Origin of the sequence: Streptomyces caniscabiei, from assembly GCF_014930365.1 — a bacterium.
Classification (GTDB): domain Bacteria; phylum Actinomycetota; class Actinomycetes; order Streptomycetales; family Streptomycetaceae; genus Streptomyces; species Streptomyces caniscabiei.
Map to the genome: position 1 here is coordinate 214,969 of NZ_JABXWI010000016.1, position 24,241 is coordinate 239,209.

General features: G+C 71.8%; 21 protein-coding genes. 10 read left to right on the top strand and 11 right to left on the bottom strand.

Annotated features, from left to right (window positions below):
- Positions 1 to 118 precede the first annotated feature (118 nt).
- Positions 119 to 535, top strand: coding sequence for a hypothetical protein (locus tag HW837_RS36950; protein ID WP_064744303.1), 417 nt, complete (start codon positions 119 to 121; stop codon positions 533 to 535).
- Here the strand turns inward: HW837_RS36950 and HW837_RS36955 are convergent.
- Positions 479 to 1,876: a phosphoinositide-specific phospholipase C-related protein gene (locus HW837_RS36955; protein WP_052683053.1), complete on the bottom strand. Its 1,398-nt coding sequence runs from the start codon at positions 1,874 to 1,876 to the stop codon at positions 479 to 481. The two genes, HW837_RS36950 and HW837_RS36955, sit on opposite strands and share 57 nt — an antisense overlap.
- 239 nt (positions 1,877 to 2,115) lie before the next feature.
- Here HW837_RS36955 and HW837_RS49090 point away from each other — a divergent pair, with 239 nt between their 5' ends.
- On the top strand, positions 2,116 to 3,105 hold the full coding sequence (locus tag HW837_RS49090) for a peptidoglycan-binding domain-containing protein (protein WP_193381230.1): 990 nt from the start codon (positions 2,116 to 2,118) through the stop codon (positions 3,103 to 3,105).
- 188 nt (positions 3,106 to 3,293) lie between these two features.
- Here the strand turns inward: HW837_RS49090 and HW837_RS36965 are convergent, their stop codons facing one another.
- From HW837_RS36965 to HW837_RS36995, 7 genes are all read right to left on the bottom strand, one after another.
- On the bottom strand, positions 3,294 to 4,460 hold the full coding sequence (locus tag HW837_RS36965) for a family 2 encapsulin nanocompartment cargo protein terpene cyclase (RefSeq protein WP_390623608.1): 1,167 nt from the start codon (positions 4,458 to 4,460) through the stop codon (positions 3,294 to 3,296).
- The gene (locus tag HW837_RS36970; RefSeq protein ID WP_045560491.1) at positions 4,457 to 5,884 is read right to left on the bottom strand and encodes a family 2B encapsulin nanocompartment shell protein; all 1,428 of its coding nucleotides are present in this window, start codon (positions 5,882 to 5,884) and stop codon (positions 4,457 to 4,459) included. The genes HW837_RS36965 and HW837_RS36970 overlap by 4 nt, the downstream gene beginning before the upstream one ends.
- A 474-nt stretch (positions 5,885 to 6,358) precedes the next feature.
- Positions 6,359 to 7,618 carry a glucarate dehydratase family protein gene (locus tag HW837_RS36975; RefSeq protein WP_193381231.1) on the bottom strand — a complete coding sequence of 420 codons (1,260 nt, stop codon included), beginning with the start codon at positions 7,616 to 7,618 and terminating at the stop codon, positions 6,359 to 6,361.
- Entirely contained in the window at positions 7,615 to 8,523 is a 909-nt protein-coding gene (locus HW837_RS36980) for a 5-dehydro-4-deoxyglucarate dehydratase (RefSeq protein WP_093792055.1), read from the bottom strand. The genes HW837_RS36975 and HW837_RS36980 overlap by 4 nt, the downstream gene beginning before the upstream one ends.
- 25 nt (positions 8,524 to 8,548) lie before the next feature.
- Positions 8,549 to 9,502 carry a carbohydrate ABC transporter permease gene (locus tag HW837_RS36985; protein WP_045560494.1) on the bottom strand — a complete coding sequence of 318 codons (954 nt, stop codon included), beginning with the start codon at positions 9,500 to 9,502 and terminating at the stop codon, positions 8,549 to 8,551.
- Positions 9,499 to 10,446 carry a carbohydrate ABC transporter permease gene (locus tag HW837_RS36990; RefSeq protein WP_093792057.1) on the bottom strand — a complete coding sequence of 316 codons (948 nt, stop codon included), beginning with the start codon at positions 10,444 to 10,446 and terminating at the stop codon, positions 9,499 to 9,501. Before HW837_RS36990 ends, HW837_RS36985 begins: the two co-directional genes overlap by 4 nt.
- Positions 10,443 to 11,732 carry a sugar ABC transporter substrate-binding protein gene (locus HW837_RS36995; protein ID WP_390623607.1) on the bottom strand — a complete coding sequence of 430 codons (1,290 nt, stop codon included), beginning with the start codon at positions 11,730 to 11,732 and terminating at the stop codon, positions 10,443 to 10,445. The genes HW837_RS36990 and HW837_RS36995 overlap by 4 nt, the downstream gene beginning before the upstream one ends.
- 239 nt (positions 11,733 to 11,971) lie before the next feature.
- Here HW837_RS36995 and HW837_RS37000 point away from each other — a divergent pair, with 239 nt between their 5' ends.
- Positions 11,972 to 12,835, top strand: coding sequence for a fructosamine kinase family protein (locus HW837_RS37000; protein WP_234442690.1), 864 nt, complete (start codon positions 11,972 to 11,974; stop codon positions 12,833 to 12,835).
- A gap of 167 nt (positions 12,836 to 13,002) precedes the next feature.
- Here HW837_RS37000 and HW837_RS37005 read toward each other — a convergent pair whose 3' ends face one another.
- Both HW837_RS37005 and paaK read right to left on the bottom strand, forming a co-directional pair.
- On the bottom strand, positions 13,003 to 15,174 hold the full coding sequence (locus HW837_RS37005; RefSeq protein WP_193381232.1) for a TerD family protein: 2,172 nt from the start codon (positions 15,172 to 15,174) through the stop codon (positions 13,003 to 13,005).
- Positions 15,175 to 15,570: 396 nt separating this feature from the next.
- The gene (gene paaK / locus HW837_RS37010) at positions 15,571 to 16,890 is read right to left on the bottom strand and encodes a phenylacetate--CoA ligase PaaK (protein WP_193381233.1); all 1,320 of its coding nucleotides are present in this window, start codon (positions 16,888 to 16,890) and stop codon (positions 15,571 to 15,573) included.
- 196 nt (positions 16,891 to 17,086) lie between these two features.
- On the opposite strand from paaK, the gene paaA reads away from it, so the two are divergent.
- Genes paaA through paaE form a run of 5 tightly spaced genes read left to right on the top strand, consistent with a single transcriptional unit; the run spans position 17,087 to position 20,933 of the window.
- The gene (gene paaA / locus HW837_RS37015) at positions 17,087 to 18,091 is read left to right on the top strand and encodes a 1,2-phenylacetyl-CoA epoxidase subunit PaaA (protein ID WP_193381248.1); all 1,005 of its coding nucleotides are present in this window, start codon (positions 17,087 to 17,089) and stop codon (positions 18,089 to 18,091) included.
- A complete protein-coding gene (paaB, locus tag HW837_RS37020) occupies positions 18,088 to 18,384 on the top strand; it encodes a 1,2-phenylacetyl-CoA epoxidase subunit PaaB (protein WP_193381234.1) in 297 nt (98 codons plus the stop codon). The genes paaA and paaB overlap by 4 nt, the downstream gene beginning before the upstream one ends.
- Before the next feature lie 10 nt (positions 18,385 to 18,394).
- Positions 18,395 to 19,222 (top strand): 1,2-phenylacetyl-CoA epoxidase subunit PaaC, encoded by an 828-nt coding sequence (paaC, locus tag HW837_RS37025; protein WP_193381235.1) that lies wholly within the window; start codon positions 18,395 to 18,397, stop codon positions 19,220 to 19,222.
- Entirely contained in the window at positions 19,216 to 19,725 is a 510-nt protein-coding gene (gene paaD, locus HW837_RS37030) for a 1,2-phenylacetyl-CoA epoxidase subunit PaaD (RefSeq protein WP_045561690.1), read from the top strand. The genes paaC and paaD overlap by 7 nt, the downstream gene beginning before the upstream one ends.
- A complete protein-coding gene (gene paaE / locus HW837_RS37035; protein WP_093790627.1) occupies positions 19,725 to 20,933 on the top strand; it encodes a 1,2-phenylacetyl-CoA epoxidase subunit PaaE in 1,209 nt (402 codons plus the stop codon). The genes paaD and paaE overlap by 1 nt, the downstream gene beginning before the upstream one ends.
- Before the next feature lie 141 nt (positions 20,934 to 21,074).
- Here paaE and HW837_RS37040 read toward each other — a convergent pair whose 3' ends face one another.
- A complete protein-coding gene (locus tag HW837_RS37040) occupies positions 21,075 to 22,133 on the bottom strand; it encodes a heme/hemin ABC transporter substrate-binding protein (RefSeq protein WP_193381236.1) in 1,059 nt (352 codons plus the stop codon).
- Positions 22,134 to 22,225: 92 nt separating this feature from the next.
- Between HW837_RS37040 and HW837_RS37045 the strand changes: the two genes are divergently transcribed.
- On the top strand, positions 22,226 to 23,035 hold the full coding sequence (locus HW837_RS37045) for a neocarzinostatin apoprotein domain-containing protein (RefSeq protein ID WP_093790642.1): 810 nt from the start codon (positions 22,226 to 22,228) through the stop codon (positions 23,033 to 23,035).
- A 99-nt stretch (positions 23,036 to 23,134) separates the two neighbouring features.
- Entirely contained in the window at positions 23,135 to 24,151 is a 1,017-nt protein-coding gene (locus HW837_RS37050) for an HtaA domain-containing protein (RefSeq protein WP_078853822.1), read from the top strand.
- The last annotated feature ends 90 nt before the right edge of the window (positions 24,152 to 24,241 follow it).

Here is a 24,241-nt window from a genome sequence, read left to right on the forward strand (position 1 = left end):
TGTTTCATGCCGCCGCGGCCCGGCGACAGGGCGGTACCGGGCGCCCTGAGTACCTCGGACGGGCGACTGAGTACGTGGTCGGATGCCCGGCGTCCCGGCCCGGTGATGCACTGTCGTCATGGACACGCACACCTCGCGCCCGCGGCCCCTCCGCCAGGTCACCGCCACGGCCACCGCCACCGGTTCGGCCCTCGCGGTGGTGCTGCTGCCGCTGGTGGTCGGGGCGCTGGTGGCGCGGACGGCCGGCGCCGACCCGATGGCGTCGGTCAACGCCCTGATCGCGGGCGGCGGCGAGCGCGCGAAGCTCTCCCGGAACCATCTGCCCGTCCTGCGGGACATGCGCTCGGCGCCCCGCAGGGTGGGCGCGCGGCTGACCCGGCGACGCCCGCCGGAGGGCGGTCCGGCGGGCCGCCGCCTGCCGGACCGCCTGACCGGCCGTCTGCCGGGTCGTCTGCCGGGCCGTCTCGCGGGGCGGCGGCTACTGGCCGGCCGTGAGGACGTACGTGTTGAGGTCCCCGACGGTCGTGAGCGGTGACGGTGAGCCCAGCTCGTAGCGGTCCACGGCGAGGTAGTTGGGCTTCTTGCGTGCGGCCGGGGTGCAGAAGTTCTGCGCCCGGTTGCCCAGTTTGGCGTTGTCCGTCTCCGCCGTGCCGCTGATCGTGTAGTCGCGGAAGTGGTTCATCACGAACAGCGGACGGAAGGCGGACGACTCCGTGGTGAGCGGTCTGGCCGTGCCCCAGCGGCTGTAGCAGGACCAGTCGGAGCCGCCGAGGCCGCCGCCCATGGACCAGTAGTTCTCGACGGTCCACTCGCGCTGGTACATCACGCCGAAGGTGTCACGGGTGACGTACCCGGCGGAGGTGTCGCTCGCGCGGGTGCGGTCGCTGAAGATCAGCAGCTGCTTCCCCCGGGCCGCGAGGTCCGCCATCCTCGGCCAGCCGCTCGTCGCCACACCCTCCTGGTCCGGGCGGTACAGCACGTCGGACAGGCCGCTCACGCTCGCCAGCGACGACTTGAGCACGTCGGAGGAGGTGTAGTCCTCCAGGAACACGGTGACGAACTGACCCGGGTTGGCCTTGAGGAAGGTGACCATCCGCTGGAGGTCGGTCGCGAGCGGGACCGGACTGCTCACCCCGTCACAGCTGTTGTGGCAGAGCCTCGCCTGCCCCGACACGGTGTAGGCGTCCAGCATGAACCCCCGTACCCCGTCGGTGAGTTGCTGGCTCACGCCGCGCGCCTGGTTGGGGAAGAGGCTGACGGGGAACGACGCGAAGTCTCCGTCGACGCCGTTGGCGTAGGCGTTGTGCGAGGTGAGGAAGGAGACCTGGTCGAGGGTGCGGGTGTCGGCGGAGGGCATGGCCGATGTCGCGTAGGAGACCGGGGTGAGGTGCCAGCGGGCGTAGGAGCCGCTGGATCCGAGCTGCACGAGGGAGGCGTCGGAGGACGTACCCGTCAGGTACTGCGAGGTCCCCGGCACGCCGATGGTGTACGTGCTGTTCCCGGCCTCGGTGACCGTCCACGTGGTGCCGTCCGCGCCGCAGGACGCGGTCACCGCGGAGGTGCCGCCGCGGCCCAGGCAGATCCCCGACTGGTCGGCACTGCGCAGCTGGTGGCCACCGGAGACCGCGACGGGCGTCCACTGCTGGTGGTCCTCGTTGCCCTTGGGGTTGTGCGCGGCGACCGTACCGCCGCTGTCCGCCGCGTTGAGGCCGGTGACGGAGTTCTGCAGGTACACCGAGTACGTGGGGACGGCCGCGGCGGCGGGGCCCGGGAACACGACGTGCACGCCGAGCGCCAGCGCGGCGACCGCGCCGAGGGCGCGGGCGCGGACACGCGGGCGGGAACGGGGACGGGGGCGGGGACGGCTCTGACTCACGGGGTTCCTTCCACTCCGGGCACACCGGGCGCGGCGTGTTTGATGTCAGAGGCATGACACACCGAGGACCGGGTCGTGCACCAGACCCGACGCATGAAGTCCTCATGAGCGTGAACGCGCCGTTCTGTGGCGGGACTTGAGTCAGCCTTCCGCTCTGGTTCGGGTTTCAAGCAAGTCTTGGCGATTCCGTGGAGAAGATCTGTTTAAATTCTGAAACCCCGTTCGAAGAGAGACCGCGCGTGAGTGAACCGACAGCCCGCGTCTGCCCGCGATGCGCGACGCCCCGGGCGGCGGACGGCACCCCGGCCTGTTCCTGCGGCCGCCTCGCGTCGGAGGCTCACCGGGACGTCCGGGCGGCACAGGCCGAGGCCGCGGAGGACTTCGACCCGGTACGCATACGCCCGTTCGTCCAGGTCGGAGACGACGGCGAGCCGCACGGCACACCGCACGTGGAGGGCGGGCCGCGTGGGGCTGCGGAGGGGGCCGAGGCGCCGGCCGACGAGCGGGGCCCGGCCGATGAGGGGGACGTGGCCGACGAGCGGGGCCTGGCCGATGAACGGGACGGGGCGGGGGAGCCGGATGCAGGCGACGCGTTCACTTCGGATGACGCACAGCTCTCGGACGGGCGCGCCCCGGGTGGTCGGCGGCGGCGCAGGGTCGCGCTGGCCGCGGGAGTGGGCGCCGCCGCGGTCGCCGTCCTGGTGACGGGCGGGATCATCGGAGGCCTCTTCTCGTACGAGGCTCCCTCGCGCGACGGCTCCGGCACCGACGACATCAGGGGCGGCCTTCCCGAGGCGGCGGGCGCCCAGGAGGAGTCGCGGTCGGCGACCCCGTCCCCCACGGGCTCCACGGCGTCCCCGTCCGGCACCGCGAGCGCCTCGCCGGAGGCCACCCCGACCCCGACCCGGACCACTCCCACCGCGTCGGCCGCCCCGACCAGGGTCCCCTCCGGCAGCGACGCCACCGTGACGGCGGCCCCCGCGCCGACGGCCCCCGACGGGCCGCCGCCCGTCCTCGGGCTCGGCGACCGGGGCGCGGAGGTCACCGAACTCCAGCTCCGGCTCCGCCAGGCCGGCCTCTACAACGGCGACGCGGACGGCGACTACGACCGCGAGGTCGAGAGCGCGGTCCGTGGCTACCAGCTGACCCGCGTCCTGCTGGAGGACGAGTCGGGCGTGTACGGCGAGGTCACCCGCGCCGCCCTCGAATCCGAGACTTCGGAGCCGTGATTTCGGAAGGGTGACTCCGGAGAGCCGGCCGCGAACAGACCGACGTCCCGGACCACGACGCCATCCCCAGGGGCTGCGCGCCCCTGAAGGGGCGCGGGGAACTGCGCGAGAAGCCCCACCGGGCGGACGGCTGGGGGGCGAAGGGGCGCAGCCCCTGGAGGATGGGACGGGTAGGGGCGGCGGGGGCGCTACCAGTAGTCGGGCAGGCTGTAGCGGTCGGTGTGGGTGGCGTGCCACTCGTGGTTGCCCGCCACCCAGGCCGCGAGACCGGCCGCATAACGCCCCACCGGCGGAGAGCTCGCGGACAGCGGCGCGGACTCCTCCTCGAACGCCTCCATGATCCGGTTGTGGATCTCGACGGCCTCCAGATACGCGGCCCTCAGCCCGCACCGCTCGTTCGCGGCGATGACGACGGGCAGATTGAGATGGCCCGCGTCGTTCGACAGCTCCCTGGTGAAGGAGTACAGGTCGTTGACGATCGTGGCCGCGTTCCCGGCCAGCGCGGTGATCCGCTGCACCTCGGGCCGGGCGTAGAGGGGCTCCGGCAGCTCCCAGCCGTCCACCGCGTCGACCACCGACAGACAGGGCCGGAAGTTGTTGAACTGCCGCATCACCAGGTACTCCCAGACGTGCGGCATATGGTCCGTCTCGGCCCAGGCCGCCTCCCCGAGGTAGCCCAGATGCAGCCGGGCGAGATCGTGCCGGAGCCGGTCGGTCTGGCTGGGCGTGGCGAGGGCGGCGTAGTCGCGCAGCGCGAAGTGGTACGACCGCAGCGGACCGTCGGCCCGTACGCCCCGCCTCCACCGTTCCTCCGCCCCCGGGGTGCTGTGCAGCGGGTCGAGCGCCGACTGGGCCGCCAGCAGCCGGGCACCGAGACCGCGCGGCGAGCCGCCCTTGCCCTCGTCGACCTCGCAGTAGACGTTGTCGACGAGATGCTCCGCGAGCAGCAGCTTCCCGGCTGCCGTCAGGTGGTCGAGGCCGGCCCCGCCCGGATGCGCCAGCACGATCGCCCGGCCCAGGCCGAAGCGGGCGAACTGCCCCCGCCACTCCCGGGGGAACAGATCGAGGCACTCCGCCCAGGTCTCCAGCCGGCGGTCCACCTCCGCCACCCGTACCGGATCGGCGGGCACGGCCGGCCGGTACCGCAGCCCGGGAATCACGCCCGACCGCCGTGCTTGTCGCGCCCGTGCGGGACTGGCCGGACCCGGCAGCCTCGTACGGGTGGTACTCGGAGGGCCCGGCTGTCCCGTACGCGGGACACTCGGAGGCCCCGGCAGCCCCGGGCGCGCGGAACCCGGCGGTTCAGGCGGCCGACTGTCGGGGGAGGGCGCTGCGGCCGTGGACGGCTCGTTCATTCCGGCATCCACCCCACCTGCACGTTCTCCAGGATCCCGGCCGCGTCGGGCACCAGGACGGCCATCGAGTAGTAGGCGGTGACCAGATAGCTCATGATCGCCGTGGTGTCGACGCCCATGAAGCGCACGTTGAGCGAGGGCTCGTACTCCTCGGGGATCCCCGTCTGGTGCAGCCCGACGACCCCCTGGTCCTTCTCGCCCGTGCGCAGCGCGATGATGCTCGTGGTGTGCTGCGGGGTGATCGGGATCTTGCTGCACGGCAGGAGCGGCACCCCGCGCCAGGCCGGCATCTCGTGGCCCTCGACATTCACCGTGCCGGGCACCAGGCCACGCCGGTTGCACTGCCGGAAGAACGCCGCGATCGCCTTCGGATGGGCCAGGTAGAGGCGGGTCCTGCGGCGCATCGACAGCAGTTCGTCCAGGTCGTCGGGGGTAGGCGGCCCGGAGAAGGTGCTGATGCGCTGGCCGTAGTCGATGTTGTGCAGCAGCCCGAACTCACGGTTGTTGACCAGCTCCCACTCCTGGCGTTCGCGGATCTCCTCGATGGTCAGGCGGAGTTGCTGCTCCGTCTGGTCCATCGGGTGGTTGTAGAGGTCCGCCACCCGGGTGTGGACCCGCAACACGGTCTGGGTGAGGGAGAGTTCGTACTCGCGGGGCGCGAGGTCGTAGTCGACGAAGCCACCCGGCAGCGTCAGCTCGCCCACATGACCGGCCTCCAGGGGGACATCGGCCTCGCCCTTGCGGTTCATGGGCTTGCGCTGCTGCTCGGCGAAGGCCTCGAACTGGGCCGCGAGGGAGGGGGTGCGCTCCACGAACGCCATCAGCGTGTCCCAGTTGAGCGCCAGCACCACCCCGGCCGTCTCGGCCCGCACCGAGCTGAGCCACAGCGGGTCGGCGTGTCCGATGGCCTCGTCGCCCAGCCCGTCGCCGTCGCTGATGACGCCGAGGACCTCCTCCTCGCCGTACTTGCCGGTGGTGTACCGGGTGAACCGGCCGTGCACCACGAGATACGCCTCGGTCACCGGCTGCCCCGCGTCCACCAGCACCTGGCCGGCCCGCACCTCCCGCACCCGGAAGCGGGCGGAGATCTCCCTGAGGGCCGGGAGGTCGGAGTAGCCGCGCAGCGCCGGGAGTTCGGTCAGGGTCTCCGGGATGACCTTGACGTCGTCGGCGCCGTTCTGGTCGAACTGCACCCGGCCGCGCCCGATCCGCAGCTGGAGCCGGCGGTTGACCCGATAGGTGCCGCCCTTGACGTCCACCCAGGGCAGTGTCCTGAGCAGCCAGCGCGAGGTGATGGCCTGCATCTGCGGTTCGGACTTGGTGGTCGTCGCGAGCTGCCGCGCGGCCCGGGTGCTGAGACTGGTGAAGTGCTGCTCGTCGGCGGGCTCCGGCGTGCTTTCGGAGGAGCTTACGGGGGCGGTCACATTCCCTCCCGAGAGGTTGAGCGGACGTGCGTGGACGTACGGGGGCGCGCCCGGACAGGGGCGGACGCCGGATGCGGTCGAGACGAGACACGGGGCTCGGGTGGCGCGCGTACGACGTGGCCGTGGGCGGATTCCGAGAGGATTCCGGGACGAAGGACGTCGGCGAGGCGGCGAGGAGAGGGGGTACACGCGGCTGGGCGGCGTGTGTCGCAGGTCAAGCCAAACAGGCGGGGTGGCGGTCGGGCACCGCGTGAAAGGGGCGGCTTCGCGTCCCGGGGATGCGGAAACCGACGACTGAGGCAGAGCACCGGCGGAGCCGCGCTTCCACGCCCGTCGCCCACCTCCCACGACCGGCGCGAAAGGCGCACGAGGCGGGTGGTGAGCAGGGCGCACGCCCCCCCCGACACGACAAGGGGCCGCCCGAAGGCGGCCCCTGATCAGTGGCGGTTCACCGGTGTCTCCGCCCCGGCCGGCTCACCAGCGCGGCAGGCGCAGCTCGTACCCCGGCTGGATCCGGCGCATGTACCCGGTGTCGTCGCGGGAGCGCATCCCCGAGTCGACGTAGAGCCGGTGCAGCCGGTCGAGGGCGTCGTGGTCCAGTTCCACACCCAGCCCGGGCCCCGTCGGCACCGCGATCTCCCCGTCCCGGAACTCCAGCACGCCCGGCACGATCACGTCGTCCGCCGAGTTCCACGGGTAGTGCGTGTCGCAGGAGTGGTCCAGATTCGGGATGGCGGCCGCGACATGGGTCATCGCGGCCAGGCTGATGCCGAGGTGCGAGTTGGAGTGCATGGACAGCGCGAGCCCGAACGCCTCGCAGACGGCGGCCAGTTCACGGGTGCGGCGCAGCCCGCCCCAGTAGTGGTGGTCGGTGAGCAGGACCTGCACCGCGTTCCGCTCGACGGCCGGCCTCAGATGCTCCCAGGCCACCACGCACATATTGGTCGCGAGCGGCATCGGCGACTCCTCGGCCACCTCCGCCATGCCGGGGATGCCGACGGTCGGGTCCTCCAGGTACTCCAGCACGCCGTCCAGCCGGCGGGCGACGTACTTCGAGGTCTCCACCGTCCAGGCCGTGTTGGGGTCCAGACGCAGGGGCTGCCCGGGGAAGGCCTCCGCGAGCGCCTCGACGGCGGCGATCTCCTCGTCCGGCGGGAAGACACCACCCTTCAGCTTGAACGACCGGAAGCCGTACCGCTGTTGCATCAGCCGGGCCTGCTCGACCACACCGGCCGGGTCGAGGGCCTCGCCCCAGTCGTCGCCGACCGCCGGGCGGCCGTCGAGGGCGGGGTGTTCGGCCCACTTGTAGAAGAGGTACGCGGCGAAGGGCACGGTGTCGCGGACCCGGCCGCCGAGCAGGTCGCTGACCGGGCGGCCGAGCAGTCTGCCCTGCGCGTCGAGACAGGCGACCTCGACCGCCGAGGTGGTCCAGCCGCGCTCGTGGGAGCCGGGCACGGTGGGCCGCAGGGCGGTGTCGATCGCGGCCGTGACGGCGGTCGTGTCGAAGACGTCCAGGCCGACCACCGCCTTCGCGGCGATGTCGAGCCGCTCCAGGCGGACGGTGCCGCCCGTCGACTCGCCGAGCCCCACCGTGCCGTCCTCCAGGACGAGTTGGAGGACGGTCCGCAGCGCGAGGGGCTCGTGGACGCCGTTGGAGTTCAGCAGCGGCGGGTCGCGGAAGGCGATCGGGGTGACGATCAGCTCGCGGATCCGGGTGCCGGTCGTGCCCGTCATACGCCCACCACCCCCAGCCCGTGGTCGATCAGTTTCGCGAGCCGGGCCACGTGCTCCGGCGTCGGGTCGACCAATGGCGCCCGTACGCCGCCGACGTCGAGCCCGCGCAGGGTCACCCCGGCCTTGATCAGCGCCACGGCGTAACCGGGCACCTCGTCGCGCAGTTCCACGAGCGGGCCGTAGAACTCGTCGAGGAGCGTGGTGACCAGCGTGTCGTCGTGCTCGGCGAGGGCCCGGTGGAAGGCGAGGGCGATCTCCGGGGCGAAGGCGAACACGGCGGAGGAGTACAGGCCGACGCCGATGCCCTGGTAGGCGGGTGCGGTCATCTCGGCGGTGGGCAGCCCGTTGAAGAACTGGAAGTCCTCCGTGCCCGGCACGGCCCGCACCGCGCGGACGACGCGGTGCATGCGCTCGATGTCTCCGATGCCGTCCTTGAGGCCGACGACCCCGGGCAGCGCGGCGATCTCGGCGGCGGTGTCCGGGGTGAGGCGGGCGGTCCCGCGCTGATAGAAGACGACCGGCAGGGCGGTGGCCTCCGTGACCTCCCGCACGTACCGGACCAGGCCCTGCTGCGGCGCGCTCACCAGATACGGCGGCAGCAGCAGGATGCCGTCGGCGCCGGCGCGTTCGACCCGGGCGGCCTGGTCGCGGGCGACCGGGAGCGGGCCCCCGGCGGCGGCCAGGACCGGGACCCGCCCGGCCGTCGTCGTCACCGCGACCCGGGTGGCGCGCTCGATCTCCTCGGGCGTCAACGCGTGGAACTCGCCGGTGCCGCAGGCGACGAACACGCCCCCGGCCCCGGCCGCGACCCCCGCCTCGATGTGCTGTGCGAGCCGTTCCTCGTCCACCGAACCGTCCGGAGCGAACGGTGTGACCGGAAAGAACAGCACTCCTTGGAACTTCATGTCTCCCTCGAATGTGGGGGTCGGGTCAGCCCTTGGTGGCGCCGGCGGCGATGCCGGTGACCAACGAGCGCTGGAGGAGCAGATAGACGATCAGACTGGGGACGAGGGCGATGACCGCGCCGGCGAGGACGACGCCCGAACCGACCTCGGGGTCGGTGCGCAGGATGGACAGGGCCACGGTGACCGTGTAGTCGGTCGGGTCCTTCGCGGCGATCAGCGGCAGCAGGTACTGGTCCCAGATCATGATGAAGCCGAGCACCCCCGCCACACCGAGCGCGGGCTTGCACAGCGGCAGGACGACCTGCCACAGCATCCGCAGCTCGCCGACACCGTCGAGGCGTGCGGCCTCCTCGATCTCGCTGGGGATGTCCTTCATGAACTCGGTCAGCAGCATCACCGAGAAGCCCCAGGCACCGAGCGGCAGGATGACGCCCCAGACGGTCCCCTTCAGGTCGATGCCGACCACCGGGACGTGGCCGAGGACCAGGGACAGCGGGATCGCGATGACCTCCTCGGGGAGCATCATCGTCAGCATGAACAGGGTCATGACCAGCGCTTGGCCGCGGAACCGGTGCCGGGCCAGGGCGTACGCCGCGAGCACGCACACCACGAGCTGCAGGAGCAGCCCGCCGCCCGCTATCACGAGCGAGTTGGTGAAGTAGTCCCAGATGCCGCGCTCCCCGGCCACCCGGAAGTTGAGCAGGGTGCCGTCGTGCGGGAGGAACGTCAGCGACGAGCCGCTGGGGTGGGTGCTCAGGGCGCCCGAGACGATCGTCAGGAAGGGCGCGGCGAAGATGCCGAGCGCCAGCGCGCACAGCAGGATCCGCAGGACCCAGGAGATGCCGGGCCGGTCGTTCCAGCCGAGCGCGGTGTCGAAACGGGCGGGTGTCGTCCGGGCCTGCTTTCCGGTTCTCCCGGACGACGTGACGGCCTCGTCGGACGACGGCGTCCGGACGGGGTCGAGGGCGGGTGCGCTCATCGCACGTCTCCCCTCTTGCGGAAGTGGTTGACGGAGACGGTGAGCAGCAGCGTCACCGCGAGCAGGACGACGGAGGCCGCCGACGCGCCGCCGATGTCGTTGCGGGTGAAGCCGAGGGTGTAGGCGCGGGTCATCCAGACCTCGGTGGACCCGGCCGGGCCGCCGCCCGTGAGGACGTACACCTCGGTGAAGACCCGCAGACCGCGGATGGCGGCCAGGGTGAGGACGATGCCGAGGGCCGGGCGGATCGCCGGCAGGGTGACGTACCGCAGCCGCTGCCACAGCGAGACGCCGTCCATGGCGGCGGCCTCGTACAGCGTGCGGTCCACGCCCGCGAGTCCGGCGAGGATGATCACCATGTTGTAGGGGGCGGTCATCCAGATGCCCATGACCATCGTGGCCCACAGCGCGGTGTCCGGGTTGTCGAGGAACGGGGTCGGGCCGAGGCCGAGGAAGCCGAGGGCGCCGTTCACCAGGCCGTCGGAGGTCGGGTAGTACATCAGCCGCCACAGTTCGCCGACGACGGCGGTCGCGGTGACGACCGGCAGGAAGACGGCCGTGCGGATGAGCTTCAGCGAGCGGGCCTGGCCCTCCAGGAGCAGCGCCAGGAGGAAGCCGACGGCGATCGCGCCGAGCGACTGCCCGATGCCGAGGAGCAGGGTGTGGCCGACCGCGTCCTGGAAGCGGTGGTCGGTCAGGACCCGGGTGTAGTTGTCGAGGCCGACCCACTGGTCGCCGAGGAAGGGCCGTACGTCGAAGAAGCTGAGCCAGATGCCCTTGCCCATCGGCAGGAACTTGAAGACGAGGGCGAGCAGCAGGCCGGGGGCCAGGAACAGCCAGGGGAGGAGGGTCTTCTTGCCGAAGAACCGCCTGGTGAGCGCTCTGCCCCGATCCGGTGCGGCGGCGGACGCGGAGGCCGAAAGGGCCGATGTGGTCGCGGTCATTTCAACAGGTCCTGGTCCTTGAGGTCGCCGGCGAGGGTGTCGTTGAGTTCCTTGAGGCCGGAGCCGACGTCGCTGCCGCAGTACGTGAAGACCGCGTTGAGGGCGTCGGCGGTGTCCTGTTTGATCGGCGCGAAGTCGGGCGCGTTGGGGAACTGCTCGGAGGCGTCCTCGTAGGCCTTCTGCACGACGCTCCAGCGCGGGTCGTCCCGCACCTGGGCGGCGTCGAGCGTGGAGTTGACGGGGATGCGGACCACGGGCTGGTTCTTGCCCGTCATGGCGAGCCGCTGGCCCTCTGGGGAGATCAGGAAGGCGGCGAGCGCCCGTTCCTGCTTCGTCTTGCCGGTCCGTGCGCCGAAGTAGATGTTCTCGCCGTCGGCCAGCACGGTGGACCCGGCCGGGCCCGCCGGGAAGGGGACGACTTCGTAGGTGTCCTTGCCGGGCGTGGTGTCGTAGGTGGCGATGTTGTACGGGCCGGTGAGGTACATCCCGGCGTTGCCGTCCTGGAAGTTGGTGGCGGTGCCCGTGACGGCGCTGATGGCGCCGGGCTGGATGACACCGTTGTCACCGCAGAAGAGGTTGTCCTTCATCCAGGTGACGGTGCGCACGGCGGCGGCCGAGTCCATGGTGGGGCGGTAGCCCTCGCCGTCCCGCTCGATGATCTTCGCGCCGCCGGACCAGAGGAAGCTGGCGCCCCACCAGGCGGCGTAGCCGTTCTGGGCGCTGCCCGGGACGACCATGCCGTAGGTGTCCTTCTTGCCGTTCCCGTCGGGGTCGCGGTCGGCGAAGGCCTTCGCCACGGAGAGCATCTCCGCCCAGGTGGTCGGCGCCTTCAGCCCGAGCCCGCGCAGCCAGTCCGAGCGGATCATCAGGGTCTGGGCCTGACGGGAGTACGGGATGCCGTAGTGCTCGCCGTCGATGCCCACGGTGGAGGCCCAGGTCTTGTCGGTGATCTGGCCGTGTCCGTCGATCGAGGCCGGATCGATCGGCTTCAGCAGGCCCTGGCCCTGGTAACTGCCCATCAGCGCCGTGTCGTTGATCATCACGTCCGGCAGATCCTTGGTGGACGCCCGGCTCTGGAGCTGCTGGTCGAAGTTGATGACCGGCTGATAGTCGATCTTGATGCCGGTCTTCGCGGTGAAAGCGGCGAACACCCGCTCGTACGTGGCGGCCGGGTCCGGGTTGCTCCGGGTCCAGACCTCCAGCGTGTTCGGGTCAGCGCTTCCGGCGCTGTCGGATCCCGGTCCGCAGGCCGCTGCCCCGAACGCGAGTCCCGCGACGGTGGTCATGGCGGCCAGGCGGCGACTTCGTCGGCGAACGCCCATGGGCACACTCCGTTGTTCCTCCGGGCCGTCCGCCCGGCTGTTCATATCCGTGAACGCGCTTCACGAATCTAAATGATCGGCCAAGCTACGGAGCGTTCCGTTTGCATGTCAAGACATGGGTAGGAGTTTTCACCGGTGCCACACCCCGCCTCTGCGGGATCCTGGGGAGCGCCTGAGGAGATCGGATCGGGAGGTGGTCAGCCGTGGCCGAGCGCACGGCACCGAGTGCCCTGGCGGCCCGGCTCACCGGCCGTACGGCGACCGGTGAACGCCGGCTGTCCGGCACGCTCACCGAGGTCGCCCTCGACGACGGCCGGAAGGTCCTCGTCAAGCTGGGCGACGGCCCCGGCGCGGCCCGGGCCGAGGTGGCCGGACTGCGCTGGCTCGCCGAGGCGGACGCGGTCCGCGTTCCGGCGGTCCACGGCCACCACGGGAACCGCATGGTGATCGACCTGGTGGACCAAGGGGCACCGAGTGCCGGAGCGGCGGCCCGCCTCGGCGCCGAACTGGCAGCACTGCACGGCGCCGGCGCACCCGCCTTCGGCGCCCCACCACCCGGCGGCCCGACGGAGGCGTACATCGGACGCGCCCCCATGCGGAACGTCCCCGCCGGCGAATGGCCCGCCTGGTACGCCGAGCACCGCGTCCTGCCGTATCTGCGCCGCGCGGTCGACGACCGCACTGTCCGCCCCGCCGAGGCCGCCCCGATCGAGGAGGTCTGCGCCCGGCTGCCCGACCTGGCCGGCCCCGCCGAGCCGCCCGCCCGGCTGCACGGCGACCTCTGGAACGGCAACGTCCTGTGGGGCGCCGACGGCCACGCCCATCTCATCGACCCGGCCGCGCACGGCGGCCACCGCGAGACCGACCTGGCGATGCTGGCGCTCTTCGGCTGCCCCCACCTGGCCCACGTCCTGGACGGCTACCAGCAGGCGGCACCGCTCGCCGACGGCTGGCAGGACCGCGTCGGCCTCCACCAGCTCTTCCCGCTGCTGGTGCACACCGTCCTCTTCGGCCGGGGCTACGCGGAACAGGCCCTCGCGGTGGCGCGGGCGGTCCTCGGGAAGTGAGTCACCCGCGGTCCGCCGCGTCGCGCCGGCCGCACACACCACCGGGAGGCGCCGCGTGGGCGCCTCCCGGTGGAAGCAGAGGGCGAGGAGAGCGAAGGAACTCGGTTTCATTTGGAGTGAATGAGAAGGAAGCCCCTTCATGGCCTCGCCACGGGCCACGCTAGCACTCAGCCCGGGACCAGGTCGCGCAGATTTTCGAGGGTGACGACCCGGGAGTCCGGGTGCAGTCCCTCGGGCCGTTCGAGACCGATGTACGTCACGGGCTCGTCCGGCACCGACACGCCGTCCCACAGGTCCACGACCGTGGTCTCACGCGTCATCAGGTCGACCAGATACCCCACCGTCAGCTGCTCGCGCTCCACGACGGCCCGCACCAGCCTGGACACCGACGCCTGGTTCTCCTCGACCCGGTTGGCCGACGAGACGCCCCTCAGATAAAGGTGCAGCCACTTCGCGCTCCACCGGCCGTCCTCCCCGCGCCGGAACACCAGCGGCAGAGCCACCCGGCCCGCCCCGCGCAGCTCCGACTTCATCCGCACGGTGCGCGGCTCGAAGGGCCGGCCCTTCTGCGCGCCGTCGCGCACCATGAACCCGAAGAACGACTCCTCGACCTGCTCGAAGCCCTCGCCCGCGTAGATGTTGACCTGCGGCACGATGAACGTGCCGCGCACCCGGTCCAGGGTCAGTTCGATGAACTCCGAGGCACCGTCGGGCGCCTCGGTGACATCGCCCGAGTGCCGGCCCCCGACAGCGGTGAGCGAGGTGTAGGAGAGCCAGGAGTCGGTGCTGTAGTCGCCGTGCAGGAGCAGCGCCGAGAGGTCGTAGTCGGTGCGGTGCTCGGTCTGCTTCCAGTACACGAAGAAGCGCAGCCGCTCGCCGTCGACCTCCGAGACCGACCCGCGCGGCAGCACACCGAGCCCGGCCGCCGTCGCCCGGCCGCTGAGCGGCAGCGCCACGTCCAGGACGTCGGGGTCGAGCAGCAGCCGGCCCGGCGCCGGGAGCCGGCGGCGCAGCTCCTCGTCGAGCGCGGCGACCAACCGGGCACGGTCGGCCGCCGGTACCGGCGGCCGGACGTCTGGCGTCACCCAGGCGCGGCCCCGGCGGTTGACGAAGACACGCAGCTCGTCGCTCTCCCGCTCCCGGTTGTGGAAGTGCTCGCGCACCGAGAGCACGACCCGGCCGGAGACCTCGGGCGCGACCCGCACCGCGGCGGCCACCACCGCGTCCCGCTCCGCCTGGTCGGCGGCCACGCGCAGCAGCAGGTCCAGCGCGCGGAACAGCTTGCCGGGGGCGGACTCCAGCAGCCGCGCCGCACCGCGCACGTCGAACGCGTCGAGCGCCTGCTCCACACGGCTGTCGAAGGACCGCGCCTCCTTCTCGCCGCGCGCGACCGCGAAGACGTCGGCGGCGTGGGGCCAGCGGGGGTACTCGTGCGGGTGGAGGCGCTCGCCGAGCCGCTTGAAGGGCTCCCGGTGGGCGTGCACGTCGGCGAGCTTCGCGGGGCTCGCCGCGACCACGGCGTCGAGGCCCGCGAGCAGCGCCCGGCGCACCGGACGCGACAGGGACCGGAACCGGGTCGGCTCCTGGAGCGTCACGTCGCCGCCCGACAGCGCCGCGGCCAGCCGCAGCACATCGGTGACGGTGTCGAGGAGCGGGTCCGCGTCGGCGGCGAGCCGTGCCTGGTTGACGACGGCCCGGTTCTCCCGCACCGGGATCCGCTCCGGCTGGGGACCGAGCGCGCACCGCTCCGCGAGGATGCCGAGGTCGCGCAGGTCGTCCTCGCCGAGCGGGGTCGTGCTGCCCGCCAGGGCCAGATACAGATCGGTGAGTTCGTCGTCCAGGTCCCGGCCCAGGTGCAGCACGGTGACCCGGTCGGCCGCCGACGCGATCAGCTCGTCCTGCGCGGCGAGCATCTCCTCGTAGGTGTGCTGGTACCGGCCGTACGTGGGGAGGCTGAGCAGGTCCAGCACCCCGTTCGCCAGCTGGGTCAGCACGCCCTCGCGCGCCTTCTCGTCGCCGAGGGCCCGCGCCACGCACCGCGTCCAGAACTCCTCGGTGCTCGGGACGCCGGCGGGGAAGTCGATGAAGTAGGAGTTGTGCCGGACGTGGTCGCCGACCATCTCGGCCACCGTGCGCAGGGTCCGCCGGGCGGTGTGCACGACGGCGGCCCCGGAGAGCCCCGACAGCCTCTCCAGTAGCTCGGTCGAGAGTTTGAAGCCCACGTCCATCAACGCGGCGTCGAACTGCCGCGCGGCGGCCGCGCCGTCACCAGCGGAACCCTTCGGGACGGGCAGACGATGCGTGTGCCGGACGACCAGCGATTCGAGACTCTGCGCCATTCCCGGATGATCGCAGAGGTGTACGAATCGACGCACGGGAGTTTTCCCGTACGCCGCCCGGCCCCGCCCCGGCCCGCTCCACCTTCGCGCGCGTCGCCAGCCGGTGCCGCGCGGGTGCGAGGAGACCGTCGAGGGCCGGCTCGAAGGCGGCGAGGTCCAGGGCCGAGCCGAGGACGACGTTCTCCAGGGCGGCCAGCACCGGCATCGCGTCCGGCAGCCCGAAGCCCGCGTCGAGCAGCAGCGTGACGGCCCGCTCGCACTGGTCGAGGACACACCGGGTCGAGCACATCGAGTCGGTGCCGGACGATCTGGCGGCGCGGGCCTGGCGACTGCGCGACCTGCGGGCCGACGGGGGCTGATCGCGCGGTTCCCCGCCCCCCTGACGGGGTGCGGGCGTCAGACCTCGGCGTCGCGGAGGTCCTGCACCCGCTTCAGCTTGCCGACCGAGCGTTCCAGGGTCTCCGGGTCGACGATCGTCACGTCCACCGTGACGCCCACGCCGTTCTTGACGGCCCGGGCGATCGCGGATGCCGCCGAGGTCCGCTGCTCGGCGGCGGTGTCCGGCCGGGCCTCCACCCTGACCGTCATGTGGTCCATGTGACCCCGGCGCGTCAGCCGGATCTGGAAGTGCGGGGCCACGGCGGGCGTCCGCAGCACGATCTCCTCGATCTGGCTGGGGAACACGTTCACTCCGCGCAGGATGATCATGTCGTCGCAGCGGCCGGTGACCTTGCGCATCCGGCGGAAGGCGGGGCGGGCGGTGCCGGGCAGCAGCCGGGTCAGGTCGCGGGTGCGGTACCGGATGACCGGGAGGGCCTCCTTGGTGAGGGAGGTGAAGACGATCTCGCCCTCCTCGCCCTCGGGCAGGACGGTGTCCGTCAGCGGATCGACGACCTCCGGGTAGAAGTGGTCCTCCCAGATGTGCAGACCGTCCTTGGTCTCCACGCACTCCTGCGCGACACCGGGGCCGATCACCTCGGAGAGCCCGTATATGTCCACGGCGTGGAGGGCCGCCCGCTCCTCGATCTCCCGGCGCATCTCCTCCGTCCACGGCTCGGCTCCGAAGATGCCCACCTTCAGGGAGCTGCTGCGCGGGTCGACCCCCTGTTTCTCGAACTCGTCGAGCAGCGTGAGCATGTAGGACGGGGTCACCATGATGATCTCGGGGCGGAAGTCCTGGATGAGCTGCACCTGGCGGGCGGTCATGCCGCCGGAGGCCGGGATCACCGTGCATCCGGCGCGCTCGGCCCCGTAGTGCGCGCCGAGACCGCCGGTGAACAGTCCGTACCCGTAGGAGATGTGCACCTTGTGCCCCGGACGGCCGCCGGCGGCCCGGATCGAGCGGGCGACCACGTCCGCCCACACCGACAGGTCGTTCTCCGTGTAGCCGACCACCGTGGGGCGCCCGGTGGTGCCGCTGGAGGCGTGGACGCGTCGTACGTCGGCCATGGGCACGGCGAACATGCCGAAGGGATAGGTGTCGCGCAGATCGGCCTTCGTGGTGAAGGGGAACCGGGCGAGGTCGCCCAGCGTGCGGCAGTCGTCGGGGCCGACTCCGGCCGCGTCGAACTTCTTCCGGTACAGCTCCACGTTGGCGTAGGCGTGCCGCAGCGTGGCCCGCAACCGGCTCAGTTGCAGGCCGCGCAGGTCTTCCGGGGTGAGGCGTTCGCCGCTGTCCAGGAGGTCGCGGGGGAGGGGCTCGCCCAGGGTGCTCATCGCGACTCCTTCGCGCTCACCGACCCGGTGAGCCGACCGACCATTCGGTTGCTGTGCGTCATGGTCATGTAACCCAGCCGTGACGGCGCCTGTCAAGGAGTCGCCGGGGTGCGCGGGGGGCGGGAGGGTCTTGCCCGACCGCTCGAATCACGTCACACTGGTACCGAACGAATGGTCGGTTGGGAAGCTGGTATCGATGACGACGACAGACTCCGCCGGGGCGCCGTCCCGGGGCACCGAAGGGACCCCGCCCGCCGAGGACGCCCTCCGGCAGCACTTCGAGGCGACGATCGCGCGGGACCAGCGGATCGAGCCGCGTGACTGGATGCCGGAGGGTTATCGCGGGACGCTGGTCCGGCAGATCGCGCAGCATGCGCATTCGGAGATCATCGGCATGCAGCCGGAGGGTGAGTGGATCACGCGTGCGCCGTCGTTGCGGCGCAAGGCGATCCTGTTCGCGAAGGTGCAGGACGAGGCGGGTCACGGGCTGTATCTGTACTCGGCGGCGGAGACGCTGGGTGCGGACCGTGGGGATCTGACGGCTCGGCTGATCGAGGGCCGGCAGAAGTATTCGTCGATCTTCAATTACCCGACGGCCAGTTTCGCCGATGTGGGGGTGATCGGCTGGTTCGTGGACGGGGCGGCGATCTGCAATCAGGTGCCGTTGTGCCGGAGTTCGTACGGGCCGTATGCGCGGGCGATGGTGCGGATCTGCAAGGAGGAGTCGTTCCATCAGCGGCAGGGTTATGAGTTGCTGTTGACGATGATGCGTGGCACCCAGGCGCAGCGTGGGATGGTGCAGGAGGCGGTGGACCGATGGTGGTGGCCGTCGCTGATGATGTTCGGGCCGCCCGATGACGCCTCGCCCAACTCCGCGCAGTCGATGGCGTGGAAGATCAAGCGGCACAGCAACGACGAGTTGCGGCAGCGTTTCGTCGACATGACCGTGCCGCAGGCCGAGAAGTTGGGTGTGACGCTGCCCGACCCGGAGCTGCGGTGGAACCAGGAGCGGGGCCGGCATGACTTCGGCACTCCCGACTGGGACGAGCTCAAGCGTGTGATCTCCGGCGACGGACCGTGCAACGACGAGCGTGTCGCCCGGCGGCGCACCGCTCACGAGGAGGGCGCCTGGGTGCGTGAGGCGGCCACCGCCCACGCGGCGAAGCGCGACGAGCGAGCCCGGAAGGGGACGGCGGCATGATTGGCACGAACAAGGGCGACTGGCCGCTGTACGAGGTGTTCGTGCGTGGCAAGCGCGGCCTGAACCACGTCCATGTGGGCTCGCTGCACGCCGCCGACGACCAGATGGCTCTCACCCACGCCCGCGACCTGTACACGCGGCGCAATGAGGGTGTCTCGCTGTGGGTCGTGCGTTCCGCGCACATCGCCGCCTCCACCCGCGACGAGAAGGACCCTTTCTTCGAGCCCAGCGCCGACAAGGTGTACCGCCATCCCACGTTCTACGACATCCCCGACGACGTCCCGCACATCTGAGGAGCAGGGAATGAGTGACGACCACGTCTACCTGACCCTCGCCGAGGGACACGAGGACGACACCCGCTGGGCGTACGGCACCGGTTTCGAGGACCCCCTGCACGGGGTCGACACCACGGTGCCCGAAGGCGTGGCCCCTGCCGAACTGGCCGCCGAATGTGTGGCGTTGGCCGACGACGCCCTCGTCAGCGCCCAGCGGCTGGCCGAGTGGACCACCCGTGCGCCCGAGCTGGAGGAGGAGGTGGCCCTGGCCAACATCGGCCTCGATCTCCTCGGCCAGGCCCGTCTGCTGTACTCCCGCGCCGGGCAGGTCGACGGCACCGGACGCGGCGAGGACGCCTACGCCTACTTCCGCGACGCCGCCGACTTCCGCAACGTACGCCTCGCCGAACTCCCCTGCGGAGACTTCGCGTTCAGCGTCGCCCGGCTGCTCGTCCTGTCCAGCTGGCGCCTCGCCCACTTCGAGCGGCTGGCCACCCACCCGGACCCGGTCCTCGCGGCGATCGCGGCGAAGGGCGTCAAGGAGCTGACGTACCACCGGCAGTACGCCGCCGAATGGGCCGTACGCCTCGGCGACGGCACGGAGGAGTCGCACCGGCGCATGCGCAGGGCCATGGAGCGGATCGCCCCGTACTTCGGTGAGTTGTTCACCGCCTACGACGTACGGGACGAGGTCGCCGCCGTGCTCCGCCAGGTCACCGAGGCCGCCGGACTGCCGATGCCGGTGTACCGGCCGCTGGCGGGGGCGGGCCGTACGGGCGACCACACGGAGCATCTGGCGCCGCTGCTGGCCGAGTTGCAGAGCGTGGCCCGCGCCCACCCGGAGGCGACATGGTGACCACCCTGACCGACGCCGCGCGGCGCGCCCGGCACATCGCCGAGCAGGTGCCGGACCCCGAACTGCCGATGCTCACCCTGGCCGACCTCGGTGTCCTCAGGGAGGTGCGGCTGACGGCCGACGGCACGGTCGTCGCGAGCCTGACCCCGACGTACTCCGGCTGTCCGGCCATGGCCGAGATGCGCGCCGACGTGGCGGCCCGGTTGCGGGCGGCCGGCTACGAACGCGTGGAGATCCGGACCGTGCTGAACCCGCCGTGGACCACGGACTGGATCACCGACACCGGCCGCCGCAAACTGACGGAACACGGCATCGCCCCGCCCGGCGCGGCACCCCGGGGCCCGGTGCCGCTCCTGCTGTCGCCCACCCGTCGGACGGTCGCCTGCCCGCGCTGCGACTCCACCGACACGGAGGAGACCTCCCGCTTCGCCGCCACGTCCTGCAAGTCCCTGTGGCGCTGCCACACCTGCCGCGAGCCGTTCGAGCACGTCAAGGAGATCTGATGGAAGGCCTCAGCCAGCAGCCGACACGAGGCCTGCGGGACGAGCCGACGAGGACGGCGGCTCGGACGGAGCCCTACGCCCCCGCCGCCGTTCCCGAGTCGGCCGGGGCCGTTCTCCGGGGCGGGGCGGGACGGGTGCGTGCGCGTCGGCGTCCGGCGTTCCACGCCCTGCGGGTCGCCGCGGTCCAGCCGCTCTGTGAGGACGCCGTCGCCGTCGGGTTCGAGGTCCCGGCGGACCTGGCGGAGGAGTTCGCGTTCGCGCCGGGGCAGTCGCTGACGCTGCGGCGCGAGATCGACGGCCGTGACGAGCGGCGCTCGTACTCGATCTGTTCCCCGGCCGGGACGACCCCCCGCATCGGCGTACGCGTCGTCCCCGGCGGGCTCTTCTCGTCGTGGCTGGTCAACGACGTACGGCCCGGCGACACCGTCGAGGTCATGGCTCCCACCGGCTTCTTCACCCCGGACCTCACGGCCCCCGGCCACCATGTGCTGATCGCGGCGGGCTCCGGCATCACCCCCATGGTCTCCATCGCCGAGTCCGTGCTCGCCGCCGACCCCCGCTCCACCGTGACCCTCTTCTACGGCAACCGCCGCACGGGCACGGTGATGTTCGCCGACGAACTCGCCGACCTGAAGGACCTGTACCCGGCCCGCTTCCAGCTCGCCCACGTCCTCTCCCGCGAGCCGCGCGAGGCCGAGGTGCTCTCCGGCCGCCTCGACGCCGACCGGCTCTCGGCGCTGATCGACTCCCTGGTCGACGTCGGGACGGCGGACCACTGGTGGTTGTGCGGCCCGCACGGCATGGTCCGCGACGCCCAGCGGGTCCTCGACGGGCTCGGCGTACCCGCCGACCGCGTCCACCAGGAGCTGTTCTACGCCGACGACGAACCCGTCCGGGAGACGCGGCACGAGGAGGTCGCCGCGGAGGGGCCCGTCAGCGAGGTGACGGTCGTCCTCGACGGCCGCACCACGACCGCCGCGCTGCCCCGCGAGCGCAGCGTCCTCGACGGCGCCCAACGCACCCGCCCCGACCTGCCCTTCGCCTGTAAGGGCGGCGTCTGCGGCACGTGCCGCGCGCTGGTCACGGACGGCCGAGCGGAGATGCGCCGCAACTTCGCGCTGGAGCCGGCGGAGGTCGAGGCGGGGTACGTCCTGACGTGCCAGTCGTATCCGGTCACGGAGAGGCTGACGGTGGACTTCGATACGTGAGGTTCGGGGGCCGACCGGTTGTTCGTCGTCTGCGGGTGAGTGGGCGCTGGTCTTCCAGGGGCGCGGGGAACTGCGCGAGAAGCCCCACCGGACCCGCACCCACCCACGACCGAACCACCCCCCGCCCGACCCCACTCCACGTCACCCTCGATGCAACCGATCCACCAAAACGTCGATCACCAACGGCGTACGCGGCCCGAAACCGAGCAGCACCCCGTCCTCCAGATCCACCACCCGACGATCCATCCCGGCCGGCGTCTCCCTGATGCCGGGGATGTCCACCAGCCCGTCCACCCCGCCCACCGACTCAAGTCCCTTGCTCATCATGAGGATCACCTCGGGCTGCGCCTTGACGAGGGCCTCGCTGGTGATCGGGGTGAACGGCTTGTCCAGCCCGGCCGCCACCCCCGCGTCCTCCGCCCCGGCCGCGTCGATGAGGGAGTCCGCTCCCGATCCCTTCCCGCCGATGAGATAGACCGCGGCCGACCCCCGCATGTACAGGAACGCGACCTTCGGCCGGCTCCCCTCGGGCACGGCCGCCCGCGCCGCCTTCAACTCGCCCGCGAAGCGCTCGTTGAGGGCCTTGCCGGCCGCCGGGACCCCCAGCGCCTCCGCCACCCGTGTCGTCCGTGTGCTCACGTCGGAGAGTTCGTCGGCCGGTTCGAGGACGACCACGGGAACCCCGGCGTCACGGATCTGGTCGACGGCCTCGCCGGGCCCCGTGTCGGTGTCGGCGAGCACCACCGTCGGCTCCAGCGAGAGCACGCTCTCCGCGCTCACGTCGTGCGCCTTGGTCACCTGGGGAAGGTCCGCGGCCTCCTCGAAGGTCGCGGTGATGTCCCGGCCGACGACATGGTCACCGAGGCCGAGCGTGAACACGATCTCCGCTATGCCCCCGTTGAGCGGAAGGATCCGTGAGGCGTCCTCGACGGTGACCTTCCGGCCGTCCGACGAGTCGACGGTGACGGGCAACTCGGGCGTGGGCGCCGCGCCCTTCAAGGGGACGAGGGAGTTCGTCCTCAACTGCTTCTGGGCGGCGGCCGCCCGTTCGCTCGCGGACGGCGCCGAAGACTTCGCCCCTGTTGCTTCACCGTCCCCGTCACCGCCTGCGCATCCGGCCGCCAGCATCGCGAAAGCAACGGCGAGTGCGGCAACTCCCCTACGCGCACTGGTGAGTTGAGGTCTTCCTGACCTACGCATCGAACCGCCTTCCATGTCTACCGCTCGAACCAGGTGTTGGTTACCTTAGGTTAGCCTTACCTGAGTTTCCTATGGTGGGAGTGCTGACACCGATGCACAGATGTGGCCTACGAGCCCTGCGCGCAGCCCCGGCGGCCCTCGCCGTCGCGAGTGCCCTGATCCTGTTCCCGGCCCCCTCGGCGATCGCCGCCGGCGGCTCCGCGACCGGTCCCGAGGGTCAGAGACTCACCGTCTCCAAAAGCTCCGGACTCGACCCGGACGGCGAGACGGTCACCGTGTCCGGCACCGGTTACAACACCGAGAAGGGCATCTACGTCGCCTTCTGTGTGGACAACGGCGCCGGCAAGACCCCCACGCCCTGCGTGGGCGGCGTCGACATGTCCGGCGACTCCGGTGCGTCGGTGTGGGTCTCCTCCAACCCGCCTTCGTACGGGGAGGGGTTGGCGAAGCCGTACCGAGGCAACGGGCACAAGGGCACCTTCTCCGTGCAGATCAAGGTACGGGCCAAGGACGCCAACACCGACTGCGCCAAATCCGGTGTGACCTGTGCCGTGATCACCCGCAACGACCACACCAGGGGCGGCGACCAGAGCCAGACGGTCCGCGTCCCGGTGACGTTCGCCGGAGCCGCGGGCTCGGGCGACGGCAAGGGCGAGGGCGAGGGCGACGCCCAGGGCACCGGCGGCTCGGCGACCCCCTCGGCCGGTTCGAGCACGACGGCCACCGGCGGCACGGGCGGCACATCCAGCGGCACGGGCGGCTCGGACGAGCCGCTGGCCAGCACCGGCAGCGCCGCCGTGCCGCTCGGGGTCACCGCGGCCGGGCTGGTCGCCGCGGGCGGGGCGGCCTGGGTCTGGGCGCGCCGCCGCCGTACGGACTCCGCGTCCGCCGAGGCGAGCTGACGGTCTGTCGACGACAGCCGTCCACAGATCGGTCGACGCCCCCGGGGCGGGGCGTCCGGTCGGCCGCCCGGTCGACCTTTCAGGGAGGACTTCGAGGTGATGAACAGACCTGGTGCCGCCGTGACCGCGGCGGGCGCCTTGCTCGCCCTGCTCTGCCAGGGCACGGCGACGGCACGCGACGGGGGTGGGACTCCACGCGAGGTGTCCGGCGGATTCGCGAGCTGGGGCCCGGCGTTCGAGGCGTCCACCGGCACCGATGTGACGGTGACGGCCGGGGCGCCCGCCGTGCGAGGCTCCGGCGGCCGGACCTGGTTCCCGGTCGACGGCGGCAGCGCGACCCCGAGCGCCGGGGACGCGGACGTCGCCCTCGTCGGCTCGATCCGCCTCGGCGGAGCCGGCACCGACACCCTGACGCTCGACCGGCTGCGCCTGCGGCTCGACGGCGGCACCGGGACGCTCCGGGTGCGGGCCGAACGGGCGGGGGAGACCGGCGATCTGACGCTGGCCGAGATCGGCACGGGTGCCATCGCGCCGAACGTCCGCAGCGGCGGCGCCACTTGGTCGGGCCTGCGGGTGTCGTTGACCGCCGAGGGCGCCGCACTGCTCACCCGGTGGAGCGGGCGGCCGTACGCGGCGGACGACGAACTCGCCCCGCTCGACGTGACCGTGGGAACCGGCACGTCCGGGCCCACCGCTCCACAGGACGGACCGCCCGGTCGGTCCGACGGCGACTCCTCCTCGTCACCGCCGGGCCGGACCGACACGCCGAACGGCTCCGCCGACGCGGGCACCGATGTGGACATGGGTGGCGGTACGGGCGCGGGCCGGGAGGAGGGGGAGTCTCCGTCCGTGGCCGTGGGCCGCGCGAGCCTCGCGGCGGGGGAGGGGCAACGGGTCACCGGCGAGGGCTTCGCGCCGGGTGAGGTCGTGCTCGTCGCGATCGACGACGACACCCGCTACCAGGCCGTGGCCGACGCGTCGGGCCGGGTCGCCCGTGACTTCCCCGTGTACGACACCGCGACCGAGGGCGCGCACACCGTACGGCTGTACTCCGTCACCGGGGGGCGTGAGGCCGTCGCGGAGTTCACCGTGCTCGTCGGCGGAGCGGTTTCGTGAGCCTCGCGGGCCTCGTCAACACGGGCCATACGCAGGTGCGTTGCAGGTTCTTTGCGTTCTGTTGACAAAGAGATCACGAGCAAGATTAGG

Bases quoted from the DNA above. Each gene is read 5' to 3' on its own strand.
- HW837_RS36995 (WP_390623607.1), bottom strand. From the start codon at position 11,732: ATGACCACCGTCGCGGGACTCGCGTTCGGGGCAGCGGCCTGCGGACCG.
- HW837_RS37005 (WP_193381232.1), bottom strand. From the start codon at position 15,174: ATGGCGCAGAGTCTCGAATCGCTGGTCGTCCGGCACACGCATCGTCTG.
- paaA (WP_193381248.1), top strand. From the start codon at position 17,087: ATGACGACGACAGACTCCGCCGGGGCGCCGTCCCGGGGCACCGAAGGG.
- paaD (WP_045561690.1), top strand. From the start codon at position 19,216: ATGGTGACCACCCTGACCGACGCCGCGCGGCGCGCCCGGCACATCGCC.
- HW837_RS36980 (WP_093792055.1), bottom strand. From the start codon at position 8,523: ATGAAGTTCCAAGGAGTGCTGTTCTTTCCGGTCACACCGTTCGCTCCG.
- paaE (WP_093790627.1), top strand. From the start codon at position 19,725: ATGGAAGGCCTCAGCCAGCAGCCGACACGAGGCCTGCGGGACGAGCCG.
- HW837_RS36950 (WP_064744303.1), top strand. From the start codon at position 119: ATGGACACGCACACCTCGCGCCCGCGGCCCCTCCGCCAGGTCACCGCC.
- HW837_RS36985 (WP_045560494.1), bottom strand. From the start codon at position 9,502: ATGAGCGCACCCGCCCTCGACCCCGTCCGGACGCCGTCGTCCGACGAG.
- paaB (WP_193381234.1), top strand. From the start codon at position 18,088: ATGATTGGCACGAACAAGGGCGACTGGCCGCTGTACGAGGTGTTCGTG.
- paaK (WP_193381233.1), bottom strand. From the start codon at position 16,890: ATGAGCACCCTGGGCGAGCCCCTCCCCCGCGACCTCCTGGACAGCGGC.
- HW837_RS37040 (WP_193381236.1), bottom strand. From the start codon at position 22,133: ATGCGTAGGTCAGGAAGACCTCAACTCACCAGTGCGCGTAGGGGAGTT.
- HW837_RS36965 (WP_390623608.1), bottom strand. From the start codon at position 4,460: ATGAACGAGCCGTCCACGGCCGCAGCGCCCTCCCCCGACAGTCGGCCG.
- HW837_RS36975 (WP_193381231.1), bottom strand. From the start codon at position 7,618: ATGACGGGCACGACCGGCACCCGGATCCGCGAGCTGATCGTCACCCCG.
- paaC (WP_193381235.1), top strand. From the start codon at position 18,395: ATGAGTGACGACCACGTCTACCTGACCCTCGCCGAGGGACACGAGGAC.
- HW837_RS37045 (WP_093790642.1), top strand. From the start codon at position 22,226: ATGCACAGATGTGGCCTACGAGCCCTGCGCGCAGCCCCGGCGGCCCTC.
- HW837_RS37050 (WP_078853822.1), top strand. From the start codon at position 23,135: ATGAACAGACCTGGTGCCGCCGTGACCGCGGCGGGCGCCTTGCTCGCC.
- HW837_RS36990 (WP_093792057.1), bottom strand. From the start codon at position 10,446: ATGACCGCGACCACATCGGCCCTTTCGGCCTCCGCGTCCGCCGCCGCA.